14 protein-coding genes are annotated in these 13,655 nt (G+C 41.3%); 10 read left to right on the forward strand and 4 right to left on the reverse strand.

What is annotated here, in order from left to right; genetic code table 11:
- The 4 genes from ACSLUH_RS10475 to ACSLUH_RS10490 form a co-directional block, all read right to left on the reverse strand.
- Window positions 1-813: an enoyl-CoA hydratase/isomerase family protein gene (locus tag ACSLUH_RS10475; protein WP_448566748.1), complete on the reverse strand. Its 813-nt coding sequence runs from the start codon at window positions 811-813 to the stop codon at window positions 1-3.
- A gap of 9 nt (window positions 814-822) precedes the next feature.
- Complete coding sequence (locus ACSLUH_RS10480) at window positions 823-2,430, reverse strand: carboxyl transferase domain-containing protein (protein WP_448566697.1); 1,608 nt, start codon at window positions 2,428-2,430, stop codon at window positions 823-825.
- A gap of 93 nt (window positions 2,431-2,523) precedes the next feature.
- The gene (locus ACSLUH_RS10485; protein WP_448566699.1) at window positions 2,524-3,693 is read right to left on the reverse strand and encodes an isovaleryl-CoA dehydrogenase; all 1,170 of its coding nucleotides are present in this window, start codon (window positions 3,691-3,693) and stop codon (window positions 2,524-2,526) included.
- 46 nt (window positions 3,694-3,739) lie between these two features.
- On the reverse strand, window positions 3,740-4,135 hold the full coding sequence (locus ACSLUH_RS10490; protein ID WP_448566701.1) for a MerR family transcriptional regulator: 396 nt from the start codon (window positions 4,133-4,135) through the stop codon (window positions 3,740-3,742).
- 227 nt (window positions 4,136-4,362) lie between these two features.
- Here ACSLUH_RS10490 and ACSLUH_RS10495 point away from each other — a divergent pair, with 227 nt between their 5' ends.
- The 10 genes from ACSLUH_RS10495 (at window position 4,363) to ACSLUH_RS10540 (ending at window position 13,654) form a co-directional block, all read left to right on the forward strand.
- Complete coding sequence (locus ACSLUH_RS10495) at window positions 4,363-5,547, forward strand: acetyl-CoA C-acyltransferase (RefSeq protein WP_448566703.1); 1,185 nt, start codon at window positions 4,363-4,365, stop codon at window positions 5,545-5,547.
- 80 nt (window positions 5,548-5,627) lie between these two features.
- On the forward strand, window positions 5,628-6,224 hold the full coding sequence (locus tag ACSLUH_RS10500) for a HutD/Ves family protein (protein ID WP_448566705.1): 597 nt from the start codon (window positions 5,628-5,630) through the stop codon (window positions 6,222-6,224).
- Window positions 6,225-6,273: 49 nt separating this feature from the next.
- Window positions 6,274-6,711: a hypothetical protein gene (locus tag ACSLUH_RS10505; RefSeq protein WP_448566707.1), complete on the forward strand. Its 438-nt coding sequence runs from the start codon at window positions 6,274-6,276 to the stop codon at window positions 6,709-6,711.
- 183 nt (window positions 6,712-6,894) lie between these two features.
- Window positions 6,895-7,107 (forward strand): hypothetical protein, encoded by a 213-nt coding sequence (locus tag ACSLUH_RS10510; protein ID WP_448566708.1) that lies wholly within the window; start codon window positions 6,895-6,897, stop codon window positions 7,105-7,107.
- Window positions 7,108-7,245: 138 nt separating this feature from the next.
- The gene (locus ACSLUH_RS10515; protein ID WP_448566710.1) at window positions 7,246-8,043 is read left to right on the forward strand and encodes a hypothetical protein; all 798 of its coding nucleotides are present in this window, start codon (window positions 7,246-7,248) and stop codon (window positions 8,041-8,043) included.
- 63 nt (window positions 8,044-8,106) lie between these two features.
- Window positions 8,107-10,827, forward strand: a complete 2,721-nt coding sequence (locus ACSLUH_RS10520; RefSeq protein ID WP_448566712.1) for a fibronectin type III domain-containing protein — start codon at window positions 8,107-8,109, stop codon at window positions 10,825-10,827.
- Between the two features lie 184 nt (window positions 10,828-11,011).
- On the forward strand, window positions 11,012-11,602 hold the full coding sequence (locus tag ACSLUH_RS10525; RefSeq protein WP_448566714.1) for a hypothetical protein: 591 nt from the start codon (window positions 11,012-11,014) through the stop codon (window positions 11,600-11,602).
- 73 nt (window positions 11,603-11,675) lie between these two features.
- A complete protein-coding gene (locus ACSLUH_RS10530) occupies window positions 11,676-12,458 on the forward strand; it encodes a hypothetical protein (protein ID WP_448566716.1) in 783 nt (260 codons plus the stop codon).
- 70 nt (window positions 12,459-12,528) lie between these two features.
- A complete protein-coding gene (locus tag ACSLUH_RS10535) occupies window positions 12,529-13,308 on the forward strand; it encodes a hypothetical protein (RefSeq protein WP_448566718.1) in 780 nt (259 codons plus the stop codon).
- A 4-nt stretch (window positions 13,309-13,312) separates the two neighbouring features.
- Entirely contained in the window at window positions 13,313-13,654 is a 342-nt protein-coding gene (locus tag ACSLUH_RS10540) for a hypothetical protein (protein WP_448566720.1), read from the forward strand.
- The last annotated feature ends 1 nt before the right edge of the window (window position 13,655 follow it).

Raw genomic sequence — 13,655 nt, forward strand, 5'->3', positions numbered from 1 at the left:
TTATCCTTCACTTTCTGAATTATTGTTATCTATTGCCCAATTTGCTTGTCGTTTCTCAAAAAAGGCTGTTAATCCTTCTTGGCCTTCGGCTGAAACCCTAATAGAGGCAATGCGTTCGCTGGTTAACTCTATCAGTGCTTCATCGATATCCTGATAAGCAACATCTAATGCCAATTGTTTCGCCTGACATACCGCTTCAGGGCCATTGGCTAAAATGGTTAAAATCATCTCATCAACGGCTTTGTCAAGTTCGGCTGATGAAACGACTTCACTGACTAAACCTAGCGCTTTTGCTTTATCAGCAAAGAAACGTTCAGCAGTAACAAAATAGCGACGACATGCTTTTTGGCCAATGGCATTAATGACATAAGGGCTAATGGTTGCAGGGATTAAACCGAGCTTTACTTCACTTAAGCAAAAACTCGCTTTTTCACTAGCGATAACGATATCACAACAACTTGCAAGACCTACTGCTCCGCCAAAAGCAGCACCTTGAATCTTAGCAATGGTCGGTTGTGGTAAAAAGTTTAATGCTTTTAACATTAATGCAAGCGCATTGGCATCCTTTAAGTTTTCTTCAAGCGAATAATTTGCCATGCGCTTCATCCAACCTAAGTCAGCGCCAGCACTAAAACTTTTGCCGGTTGAGGCCAATACCATGACGCGGATATCATTGCGTTTGCCAATATCCATGAAAATGCTCGTTAATTGGGCAATAATTTCGTCATCAAAGGCATTATGCTTATCTGGGTTATTTAAGGTGACCGTAGCAACACCGTAGCGATCAACGTCATATAGTACTTTATCTGTCATCATCGGCTCCTACATTCTAAACAGACCGAACTTGGTCTCTTCAATAGGTTTATTTAAAGACGCTGATATTGCTAAACCTAACACTTGGCGTGTGTCAGCAGGATCAATCACACCATCATCCCATAATCTGGCCGAGGCATAATAGGGGTGACCTTGATGTTCATAGGTATCAATAATAGGCTGCTTAAATGCTTGTTCTTCTTCTTGAGACCATTGTTCACCGAGTTTGGCTTTTTGATCGCGCTTAACTTGTGCGAGAACGCCCGCGGCTTGTTCACCACCCATCACTGAAATTCTTGCATTTGGCCACATAAATAAAAAGCGGGGATCATAAGCACGACCGCACATCCCATAGTTACCTGCACCAAAGCTTCCGCCGATTAAAACGGTAAACTTGGGCACTTGCGCGGTAGCAACTGCAGTGACCATTTTGGCACCGTGTTTAGCAATACCGCCGGCCTCATATTGCTGTCCTACCATGAACCCGGTAATGTTTTGGAGAAATACCAGTGGAATTTTACGTTGCGCACATAACTCAATAAAATGAGCGCCTTTTTGTGCGGATTCGCCGAACAATATCCCATTATTGGCGACGATGCCGACAGGATATCCGAAGATACGTGCAAAACCACAGACTAGGGTCGTGCCATATAATGCTTTGAATTCATCAAAATGACTGCCATCAACAATACGGGCAATAATTTCTCTAATGTCAAATGGCTGGCGAGCATCCTTTGGGACAATGCCATAGATTTCATCAACTGAGTAAGCTGGCTCTTCAATGGCTTTAATGTCCATCTCTACCGGTTTTACCCGATTTAAATTACTGACTGCTTTTCTGGCAATTTCTAATGCATGATGATCATTTTGAGCGTAATGATCTGCTACCCCTGAAGTACGGCAATGAACGTCTGCACCGCCAAGTTCTTCTGCACTCACTACTTCACCGGTAGCGGCTTTAACTAAAGGAGGACCGGCTAAAAATATCGTACCTTGCTCTTTAACGATAATCGATTCATCGGCCATTGCTGGCACATACGCACCACCAGCGGTACATGAACCCATCACCACAGCTATTTGTGGAATAGCTTGCGCTGACATATTCGCTTGGTTAAAGAAGATTCGTCCAAAGTGCTCTTTGTCTGGAAAGACATCGTCTTGGTTAGGTAAGTTTGCTCCACCTGAATCCACCAGATAAATACAGGGTAAATTGTTTTCTTGAGCAATAGCTTGCGCGCGTAAATGCTTTTTAACCGTCAATGGATAGTAGGTACCACCCTTAACCGTGGCATCATTCGCAACGATAATACACTCTTGCCCAGCAACGCGACCTATGCCAGTGATAATGCCTGCTGCTGGAACATTGTCTTTGTAAACATCGTAGGCTGCTAATTGAGATAATTCTAGAAACGGAGAGCCAGGATCTAAAAGGGCGTTAACGCGATCTCGAGGTAATAGCTTGCCACGAGATAAATGACGTTCTCGGCTGCGCTCACCACCGCCTAGTTTTATTTCAGCCAATTTTGCTTTTAAATCATTGACCTGTTCTAACATATGCGCTGAATTTTCGATAAATTCAGGGCTACGTGTGTTTATTTTTGAAGTAATTTTAGCCACGGAGCTTTACCTTGTTAGCTGTATTTATGGTGTTAGGTGGTTAAAACAAAAGGCATATTGATTTATCAATATGCCTTCGCACTTTAGTGGTCGTTAGTTTGATTCGTTGAATAACTCACGACCAATCAGCATGCGACGGATTTCCGATGTACCCGCGCCAATCTCATAAAGTTTAGCATCGCGCAACAATCGGCCGGCTGGGAATTCATTAATATAACCATTACCACCGAGTAATTGGATCGCATCTAATGCCATTTTAGTGGCTAATTCTGCCGAGTATAAAATGACGGCTGCAGCATCTTTACGTGTTGTTTCGCCACGGTCACATGCTTGAGCAACCATATACACGTATGATTTCGCCGCATTCATTTGGGTATACATATCAGCGACTTTACCTTGTACTAATTGGAACTCACCAATAGATTGCCCAAATTGCTTGCGATCATGGATATAAGGCACCACTAAATCCATGCAAGCATCCATGATCCCTAGTGGGCCGCCAGAAAGCACAACGCGTTCGTAATCTAAACCAGACATTAATACGCGAACACCTTTGCCTTCTTCACCTAAAATATTTTCTGCGGGTACTTCACAGTTTTCAAAGACCAGTTCACAAGTGTTTGAACCACGCATACCTAACTTATCGAGTTTTTGATGACGACTAAATCCAGGGAAATCACGTTCAACGATAAAGGCGGTGATACCTTTTGAGCCAGCCGAGGTGTCAGTTTTCGCATAAATCACGTAAACATGAGCGTCAGGACCATTTGTGATCCACATTTTGTTACCGTTAAGAATGTATTTATCGCCTTGCTTATCTGCACGAAGTTTCATGCTTACCACATCAGAGCCAGCATTGGGCTCTGACATCGCCAGTGCACCTATATGCTCACCGGTACACAACTTTGGTAAATATTTAAGTTTTTGTTCATGAGTACCGTTTTTACGTAATTGGTTTAAACACAAGTTGGACATCGCACCGTAACTTAAACCAACTGAGGCAGAGGCGCGTGAAATCTCTTGCATAGCAACAACATGTTCTAAATAGCCTAGTCCAGAGCCGCCGTACTCTTCTTCAACCGTCATCCCCAATAACCCCATGTCGCCAAACTTGCGCCATAAATCATTTGGGAATTCATTATCGATATCAATTTGAGCTGCGCGAGGCGCAATTTCTTCGCGGGCAAAGGCGTTAACTTGATCACGGATCATGTCAACTGTTTCACCAAGGTTGAAGTTTAAAGAAGAAAAACGTGAAATCATGGTATGTCCTAACTATTTAATTATCTTTTTGTTGATGCCAGCGAGTTTATTTTGTTGATATTTTCGCTAACGTTTCTTTGCAGCTGGTTTCAAGGCCGTCTAATTCTACCAATACGGCTTTTATGTCATCGAGTTGCTGTGTTAAGTCAGCACGTTTTTGCTCAATGAGTTCCATAATAGTAACGAGTTGCGTTACACTACTTTTGTCTGCATCGTACAGTTCAAATAAACGACCTGTTTCAGCAAGAGAAAAGCCCAAGCGTTTACCACGTAGAATTAACTTTAGACGAACTTTATCTCTTTGCTTATAAATTCGTGTTTGTCCTTTACGTGTTGGATGCAACAAACCTTGATCTTCGTAGAACCTAATACTACGCGTGGTAATATCAAACTCCTTGGCAAGATCTCCTATAGAGTAGGTTGTCTTAGAAGAAGTACTCATAAATTACTCTGTATTTTATACAATAACGAAACATTACATGAAGTTTACGTAAACGTAAAGTTTTTGCTTTTTATTCATCTGCGCTACTTCGCCTATGAAAATGGAAATTTTCTAATACACTTTCTGTGAATGACCTGCGAATGACTAGTAAGTTTACGTTAGCGTAAAGGTAATTTTTCGGTTACTCTGTTAGCCAATAATTAAATTCTATTTCTTGGAGTACTTAAATGTCTTCTATCGATCCTATTGTAATCGTATCTGCTAGCCGCACCCCAATGGGCGGTTTTCTAGGTTGTCTTTCTCCGGTGTCGGCACCAAGTTTAGGGGCTACTGCTATTCGCAGTGCTTTAGAAGCAGCGAATTTGGCGAATGACCAAGTTGATGAAGTGATCATGGGCTGTGTGTTACCCGCTGGTTTAAAACAGGCACCAGCTCGTCAAGCAGCGTTAGAAGCGGAATTAGATCTATCAACGGCTTGTACCACCATTAACAAAGTATGTGGTTCAGGAATGAAGGCCGCGATGCAAGCTCATGATGCACTATTAGCAGGCTCTATTAACGTTGCTATCGCTGGTGGTATGGAAAGCATGACCAATGCACCACATTTATTACCATCTGGTCGTGGTGGTATAAAAATGGGCAATGGTCAGGTACTTGATCACATGATGACTGACGGCCTAGAAAATGCCTATGACGGTAAAGCGATGGGATGTTTTGCCCAAGATACTGCTGATGATGCAGGGTTTACACGCGAGCAAATGGATGAATATGCGATTCGTTCATTATCACGTGCTAATGCCGCGATTGAAAGTGGCGCTTTTGCCAACGAAATTGCGCCGGTAACGGTTAAATCAAGACGTGGTGATGTTGTCGTAGATACTGACGAACAACCAGGTAACGCGCGTCCAGATAAAATTCCATCATTACGTGCAGCGTTTAAAAAAGACGGTACGATTACCGCGGCAAACTCTAGCTCTATCTCCGACGGTGCTGCAGCGCTTGTGATGATGAAGTTATCTGAAGCACAAAAACGTGGTTTAACGCCATTATGTAAAGTAGTTAGTCATGCAATGCATGCTCAACAACCAAGTGAGTTTACTGTTGCTCCAGTTGGTGCAATGAAAAAAGTGTTAGAAAAAGCAAACTGGTCAGTAGACGACGTTGAATTATGGGAAATTAACGAAGCGTTTGCCATGGTTACCATGTTAGCCATTAAAGAATTATCGTTAGATGTAGAAAAGGTTAACGTTAACGGCGGAGCATGTGCCTTAGGCCATCCTTTAGGTGCAAGTGGTGCTCGTATTATGGTAACGCTAATTCACGCACTTAAGAATCGTGGTCTATCTAAAGGCGTTGCGTCATTATGTATTGGTGGTGGTGAAGCCACTGCAATTGCGTTAGAGATGTTATAATCTCAAGCGTTAATAAACGATAAAAAACCGCTTAGTGAATAGCTAAGCGGTTTTTTAATGTCAATTTGGAATGAAAAATCATGTATCACATAAAACAACCAAGTCATTTTAAAACGACACCGTGGAAAAATGGCTCAGGTGTTACCACTGAGCTGGCAATCAATGACGGTGGCCAAATGGCGGATTTTGATTGGCGATTGAGTATTGCTTCGGTCAAAGAGGATGGCGCCTTTTCAAATTTTGAAGGCTATCACCGCCAACTGTTCCTGCTAAGTGGTCATGGTATTACCTTAACGCATAAAGCACCGAAAACCGGTGCCGTGTTATCGGTAGATACACTTGTTGATCGCTTTGATTGCTCAGTGTTTGATGGCGGTAGTTCAACGACTGGCCAATTAATTGATGGTGAAATTATTGATTTTAACGTGATGACAAAGCACGGGGTCGCTAAAGCAAATGTTACCAGTATTGAAGCAAGGGAACATGTAACTTTTGAAAGCGATTCAATGGTATTTATTTATTGTTATCAAGGAGGGGCAAGTATAGTGTTCGAGCAAAATCAACAACAATCAATAAAGCTTGAACAAGGTGCTTTACTCGAATGGCGCGATAATAGCCTTAAGCAATTTAGTGTATCAAGTGCTGAGGTTATTGTTATTGAAATAAAAAAAAGCTAAGGTCTAAACGGTAATGATGCCAGCCATTTAACAAGGATTTATATCAATCATGTTTGAACCGTTACCGATAACGATTGTTGCTAATGACGCTTTGAAAACGCGCTATCAACATTTGGCGAGTCATTGTAATAAGCTTGAAGCACAGCTTAATTTTCAAACGATGACGGCAGGCTGGTATGGAGATGAAGATAAGATTTACCAAATTAGGTTGTTGATTGAAACGGTTGATGACTTAGCTAATTACCTTCATCAGTTTCAACAAGATCAAAATAACGCTAATAAACAAAATCTGCATCAATTGGCAGATGACGTGCTCTGTTTTGATAACCAACAGCAACTTCACATGGATGTCGTTATAGCGCTTACCGATAGTGAACATGCATTACTTACTAGTAATGAAAAGTTAGTGTTACCGTTAATGCAGAAAAAGCTGACTAAAGTCATGAATTTAGTCGCACCTATTCAAGGTCATCACCCAATTGTTTAACTAAGTTCACAACCATAGATGTATTTTTTAAAATACGCTTCAAATTTAATTCGATTTATAAAATTATTTACAGATATTATACAATTGTGTAGTATCTGCGCGATTTTTATTACAGTTTATGCAAGGAAGTTGAAAGGTTGTTACCAGCCCGTGAGGCAAAGCAACATTGCCAGATAAAGGATTATGATGAAACACTTATTTTCTGCTCTATTAGTTGTCTTTTCTTTTCATGGCAGCGTCAATGCCAACATTAACTATTTAAATGTTAACGCCAATCATGTCACTTTTTCATTAATCGAAAATAAAACCCATAGCATGCCAAGTTGCGCGATCACCGAAACCAACCAGCAATATGGTGTTTCATTGTTAAAGGTTGCATGCAGATTAATTTATTAGTTATTTAATACTTCTATTTCGAGTGCGCGAGCGGTTAGTGTTGTTTGCGTAGATGATTATTTTGCCCAGTAAAATCATGGAGCTGGTTCGTCGATTTCTACTAACAAAGGGTTATGTTTTAATACTATAGGACTTTTTATGAAAACATTTTTTTCAAGGTTAACGCAGTTAAGCGTTATTTTTAGTGCGTTCGCAAGTATTTTTGTAAGCGCTGAAGCCCAGTTAACGTCATTAAAAGTAGAATCCGACGTGGTCTATTTCACCACTGCAGAAGCCAAATCGGGTACAAGACCAAGTTGTATGGCAAGTGAAAATAGTGAGCTTTGGTCATTATCTTTAACAACGGCTACCGGCAAAGCGATTTATCCTTTACTAGTCGCTGCAAGTACCGATCGTCGTCCTATTACAGTGCATTCAGCCAACGATTGTTCAGATGCAGAAGGATTTGAGCGTGTCGCTGGAATTGAATTGGGGCAGCAGGCCTTATCAAGTTTTGCTGGCGGGCAAGGGAAAGCCATATATTTGTTTAAAGCTGATGGTGTTACCAAAGTTGGACGATTTGTTGCACCTTTTCAAGATAGATCAGATCAATTTTCTTATCTACCAATAGAGGGCGTAAATTACTCAACGAGGCTTCATGTATATCAACCAAACAAAGGCATATCTCAAGTTTATTTTAAGGCTGCTAATTGCACGGGTACCCCATACTTTACTCAACCTTCTAGAGTAGGGAGAAACCGATACATTAATAGTGGAAAGTTTTTCAAATCCGGTGATGAGGCGGAAGGTAAGGGTTATCAATCATCCTATCGATATGCAAACAGTAGAATTAGTTGTAATAACTCAGGAAATTCAACAACGGTTACCTACCCATTAGATTTCAGTCAAGGTGATGATTTATGTGGTGAACACTTGTGTGTATTAAGAGAAGAGTAGCCACTAATAAAATAACAAATATTTTGCTTAATTAACTCCTGTGTGTCGACAAGGAAAATGTCCATGTCTTTGAATAATCGTTTGGCGTTATGTGTTTTAAGCGTAGTGCTTTTAATGCCAAGCATGCTCCATGCCGCAACTGCTAGCTCGTGGCTAACCGTACTCCTTTACGATTACCTTGATGAGAGTGCGTTAAGCACCGTTAAACCCAGTTATACCCGCAACGAGTGGGATGTGTATTCGCTTGATTTATCTGTAAATCAGGAACAGCAAACGGTACTAACTTGGCAAACACAAGAAAACGTCGACCGTTACTTGGTTCGATATCGCATCGCCAATGGGCAATGGCAAACTCAGTGGGTTGATGACAATGTCTTTATATTGCCCGACGATGTTATTGGTGAGATAGAGTTTAGTGTCGCAAGTTGTAATAGCAATAATGAATGCGCAAGCTATTCTAATGAATTAACAACCACCATCAATAACACAGATAAATCCCTGCCTGTTTATTTTTATGTGCCGAAAGTTATTAGTTCAGCGCAGTCATTTAGTGTGCTATGGAGTGAGGTGCCAAATGCCACGGGTTATCAATTAGAACAGTTAAATGTTGGTGATGGTAACGTATATCAACCAATATACAATGGCGCAGGCGATCAATTTGACGGGAATTTAGAATATCGTTCACCGGCATTACCTGATGGGCAGTACTGTTACCGATTGCAAGTCATTTTTGCGCAAGAAACCACAGGATATACGACACCAGTATGCACTACTGTTGGCGAACGGCAACTTGATACACCAGAACCGTTAACAGTTACCGAACAAAGCGCTGGTCGTTATCGTGTTTCTTGGCAAGATGTTGCGCACGCAACAGCATACATTTTAGAGCGTGAAACTCGCGTTGTCGTTGAGCCAAGTGGAAGTGTTAAGTCAACAGCACCTTTATCTTCAAAGTTTAGCGACAGTGCACAAGCCAGCAAAATCCAAACTAATGAAAGCTCAGAAACAACGAATACTGAGATTAAATGGCTACCCGTGGTTTCAGGCAACATAAATTCATCAGAGCATGTTCATACGATTGATACTTTCGATCAAAATGGCGTACAACGTTACCGATTAAAAGCGTGTAACGAGCAAGGGCAATGTGGTCAAGCTACTTCGGTTGAATATAACGTACCTGTGGCAAATATTGTTGATGGTATTCCGACAAATGTTATTACTAACCTAGCAGGTACTAACAATGTCAAACTTGACTGGCAAACGGTTCCTGGGGCTAATTATTATGTCGTTACAATGCAACGTAAAGGCTCAACGTGGAGTCGAAGCTTTACTGGTCTGAATGAGCCAACCTTGACCTGGCCGATTTATCAAGCAGGTGAATATACTTTTAATGTCAGTGCCTGTATTAGCACAGGATTTTGTGGGCAATTAAGTACGATAGCAGAGTTTACTTACGTAAAAGATGCAGTGGCAGGCAAAACCCCCCAGTTTGATAATGTCGACTGTTTACGAGAAGAGCTAGGTAATGCGTTGTCATTGTGTCAAGCACCGCCAAACGGAAAAGTGATTTTTAGCTGGAAAGCGCCTCAAACAGAAGGTGTTGCAGAATACGAGGTAATGGGAGAACTTAAAAATGTTATCGCTAAACGAGTATTCACTGCCGATAGCGACGGATACTATCACTTAGAGCGTGATGCTCTCACCGAAGGGCGTGAGTATTGTTATGTGGTTAGAGCATGGTACCAAGACGGCAGCGTTGGTGATTTTACCAATGCTAAGTGTATTGTCATTGGTGAACTGGCATTTCCAAAACCGAACAACCTGCAACTTGTGCAATTATCGGCGCAAGAATTTGAAGTTCGCTGGGATGCAGTGGCTGGCGCAACGCGATACTTATTAGAATTTCAAACCAGCAAATCTGATTGGCAAGCGGTTCACTATAGCAGCGCGAATAAAAAACGTCAGCGGTACAGCGCATTTCACCAAACGGCATTTAACTTGTTAGGTCATATGGGTTATCGGGTATCAGCCTGTAATGATGAAAATATTTGTGGTAACTATGCGCGGGTTTATAACGGCTCTATTAGCCAAAGTGCATTTTTAAGCCAGCCCGCAGCCGAACATACCATGCCTGCATGTATGTATGTGCCACCTCAAGTAAATGCCAATCAAGCTATTCAAGTCAGTTGGTGTATGCCTGAACATGAAAGCGTGCAAGGGTTTGAGTTACAAGGTGAATTAAAAAACATCATCGTCGTCGATTCAGTAGCAAACTTCGCTGTTGATAAACAAGGGTTATTGACCATAACAAGACCGATTTTACCGCAAGGGCGTGAATATTGTTATAACGTAAGAACGGTATTTATCAACGGTGCTCGCAGTGCTTATCATAACAAACAGTGTGTTGTTGTCGGCGAAGTTGTCTTTCCGGCAACAACTGAGTTTACTCACCGTAGAGTTACAGGCGTTGTTAATCGCGTTGATTTGCTATGGTCACCAATTACTGGCGCTCATCACTACTTGTTAGAACAACAAACAGAGCTTGGCATTTGGCAGCCTTTAAACTGCGCTATTGATTCAACAACAGATAATGGAAATATTTATCAGCGTTGTCAGGTAGATGTCAAAGCATCAGATATCTTTACGGGCACAGACAAAGCCTCTTATCGAGTATCGGCTTGTAATGCCAGTAACGTCTGTGGCAATTATCAACGAGAATATGTGCCTTATATAGAACCGATTAGCATTAAAACCGAGCTGCTAAGTAAGCCTATATTGCACTAATTGAGGAAAGTTGCCGCGCCAATATTCGAGAAGTTTTGGCGTGGCATTTCAAAAAAACAAAGCAATAAATATTTACATATTTTATACATAAATATAACATGTAGCCGATTTTTACCAACGTAAAACGGAATATTAAATTTCAACGTGCAGTGAATTAAGCGCTGAACGTTATCAATAAAGGATTATGATGAAACACTTATTTTCTGCTCTTTTAGTCGTATTTTCATTTCATGGCAGCGTCAATGCCAATATTAATTACTTAAATGTTGAAGCTAACAAAGTTACGTTTTCATTAACCGAAAATAAAACCCATAGCATGCCAAGTTGCGCGATCACTGAAACCAACCAGCAATATGGTGTGTCGTTATTAACCGAATCCGGTCGCGCCATGTATTCGCTATTGATCACCGCGATGTCAACTAAACAAGCAGTGAGTGTGGTTAGCGCTAACGATTGCGCTGATGTTGATGGGGTTGAGCGGGCATTATCGGTGAGTGTAGAACCTGTTATTGAACCTGATGATATAGCAGTAGTTGAAGGAATCAAATTCGTTGGTTTTGGCTATCATTATAAGGATACGAGAAGTCCCTATACCAGTCACCGTTGTACAGTTCAACTAACTAAAAAGTCTCCCAATAATATCGACTATATGTTTCAACAGGCTACCAGTTCTAAGGATTGTGGTTGCCAAGAAGGGGCTAAATTATTGTTTCAAAACTACGGCAACTCGGATGCTTGGGGCAAGCAAACATATTATGCCTGTATTATTGAGTGATATAAAAGGGGGCGGAGACTTTTCTCTTAGACCCTGTTACATCTAATAAACAAAAAAAGGTTTAAAGGACATCATGAAAACTATTTTATCGCTGGCTATCCTATGTGTGCCATTTATTGCCCAGGCAAGCTCAAAAATCTCCTACTTAAATGTTGATGGCAACAATGTCCATTTTGCCTTGGCAGGTGATAAAGCGCATACCATCCCAAGTTGTGCTGTGGCTGAAACCAATCAGCATTATGGCGTTTCTTTGTTAACTGAAGCCGGGCGCGCGATGTATTCGTTGTTGATCACCGCGATGTCAACTAAACAAGCAGTAACGGTAGTGAGTGCAAACGACTGCAGTGATGTTGATGGGGTTGAGCGCGCGCAAAGTGTTAACCTAATACCTGATATAAAAAAAGATAAAAGCTCTGTAGTAAGTTGGGCTGGGTATGTTGGTGCTGTCAAAGGGAGTTTTACTATCTTCACTTCTAAAGGAGCACACTTATTAGCTTCTGAAAAATGCGCACGTTCATATGCTGGTTCAAGGGTAATGACTTGGGAAGATTACGTAAAAATTATAAATCAATTCCCGCACTCAGAAACGGTTTGGTTGTTTGACGCAGTCCAATCACTCGCAATCAATAAAGTGGGGAATTATGGTGTAAGTGAAACACTAGTTTTTAAGTCTGGAAAAGTTCTTAGACATACAGATACTAATGGTGGTATTAAATATTCTGATCTTAATAGTCAAACACAATGTGCAGATTGGAAGTCTACACGAAGTAATGATTATGGAACGGTGTTAACAACTGGTGGATTTATAAGCCTTCAATCATGTACCAGCAGTTTACACCTTGCTTGCGTCAAATAGTTTTTCGTAACTCAAGATGGTTCTTCAACCAAACAATAAATCATTCTTAAACAGGAAACGACAAAATATCATGACACGTATTTTATCTCTACTTTTTATACTTTTTCCCGCACTTGCCCTAGCAAGCTCAAAAATCTCCTACTTAAATGTAGATGGCAACAATGTCCATTTTGCCTTGGCAGGTGATAAAGCGCATACCATCCCAAGTTGTGCCGTGGCTGAAACCAATCAGCATTATGGCGTTTCTTTGTTAACTGAAGCCGGGCGCGCGATGTATTCGCTGTTAATAACGGCGATGTCGAGCAAACAAGCAGTAAGTGTCGTCAGTGGTAATGACTGTAACGATGTTAATGGGGTTGAGCGGGCTCAGAGCGTCAGTTTAACGCCTGATGCTAGTGCCGCGGGCGGTTCAGGCAAAGCGATGTACTTATACAAAGGTGATGGTATTACGAAGCTTGGTCGAGTATTTAATACAAATGATAGCTTTAATATTTTCTTTTATTTTCCAGTAGAAGATAATACGCTATTGAGAACATATAATAACACTAATTGGACTTCGGGATATAAAGCCAACTATAGGTTACACTTCAAGCAAACTGGCTGCCAAGGTGATGCTTATATAAGGTTCACTGGCAACCTGTCTAGCACACCATACTATGTTACCAATGATTCATTTAATAATGGGGAACTACTAAAAAGGGTCTCGAGTAGCCGGTTTGGACCTAAGTCTGTTCTATATACTAATGGTTCCTGTAGTGATTTTGCTGAGTCCTATGAAAAACATTATTTAGCCGTTCCTGCCCCAAATGAACTCTGCGGCAATAGCCCATGCATATTCAAGGAAGAATAACCCGATGAAACGATTGTTAACTTTGGCTTGCGCTGCATTAGTGGCATTGCCAGTATTTAGTGTTCACGCCAGTACCGTTGATTACATCAATGTTGAAGCAGATGTCTTGTATTTTTCTATCAAGTCCTCAAAAACTGAAGCCAGCCCAGAGTGCGTTTCTGTTGCCACGAATAATCGTTGGGCGGTGGCGCTCAGCACCCGTTCAGGGCAAATGATGTATGCAACTTTACTTACCGCGGTAGCTAACCAGTTATCGGTTGAGGTAAAAACGGCGGGTGATTGTAAGCATGCGCCCGGTATTGAGCGACCACGATCTGTGGCGTTAATTGCAGTTCAGGGGTCGTAAC

Source organism: Thalassotalea ganghwensis (assembly GCF_053485795.1).

Bases quoted from the DNA above. Each gene is read 5' to 3' on its own strand.
- ACSLUH_RS10475 (WP_448566748.1), bottom strand. From the start codon at position 813: ATGACAGATAAAGTACTATATGACGTTGATCGCTACGGTGTTGCTACG.
- ACSLUH_RS10485 (WP_448566699.1), bottom strand. From the start codon at position 3,693: ATGATTTCACGTTTTTCTTCTTTAAACTTCAACCTTGGTGAAACAGTT.
- ACSLUH_RS10490 (WP_448566701.1), bottom strand. From the start codon at position 4,135: ATGAGTACTTCTTCTAAGACAACCTACTCTATAGGAGATCTTGCCAAG.
- ACSLUH_RS10495 (WP_448566703.1), top strand. From the start codon at position 4,363: ATGTCTTCTATCGATCCTATTGTAATCGTATCTGCTAGCCGCACCCCA.
- ACSLUH_RS10500 (WP_448566705.1), top strand. From the start codon at position 5,628: ATGTATCACATAAAACAACCAAGTCATTTTAAAACGACACCGTGGAAA.
- ACSLUH_RS10505 (WP_448566707.1), top strand. From the start codon at position 6,274: ATGTTTGAACCGTTACCGATAACGATTGTTGCTAATGACGCTTTGAAA.
- ACSLUH_RS10510 (WP_448566708.1), top strand. From the start codon at position 6,895: ATGATGAAACACTTATTTTCTGCTCTATTAGTTGTCTTTTCTTTTCAT.
- ACSLUH_RS10515 (WP_448566710.1), top strand. From the start codon at position 7,246: ATGAAAACATTTTTTTCAAGGTTAACGCAGTTAAGCGTTATTTTTAGT.
- ACSLUH_RS10520 (WP_448566712.1), top strand. From the start codon at position 8,107: ATGTCTTTGAATAATCGTTTGGCGTTATGTGTTTTAAGCGTAGTGCTT.
- ACSLUH_RS10525 (WP_448566714.1), top strand. From the start codon at position 11,012: ATGATGAAACACTTATTTTCTGCTCTTTTAGTCGTATTTTCATTTCAT.
- ACSLUH_RS10530 (WP_448566716.1), top strand. From the start codon at position 11,676: ATGAAAACTATTTTATCGCTGGCTATCCTATGTGTGCCATTTATTGCC.
- ACSLUH_RS10535 (WP_448566718.1), top strand. From the start codon at position 12,529: ATGACACGTATTTTATCTCTACTTTTTATACTTTTTCCCGCACTTGCC.
- ACSLUH_RS10540 (WP_448566720.1), top strand. From the start codon at position 13,313: ATGAAACGATTGTTAACTTTGGCTTGCGCTGCATTAGTGGCATTGCCA.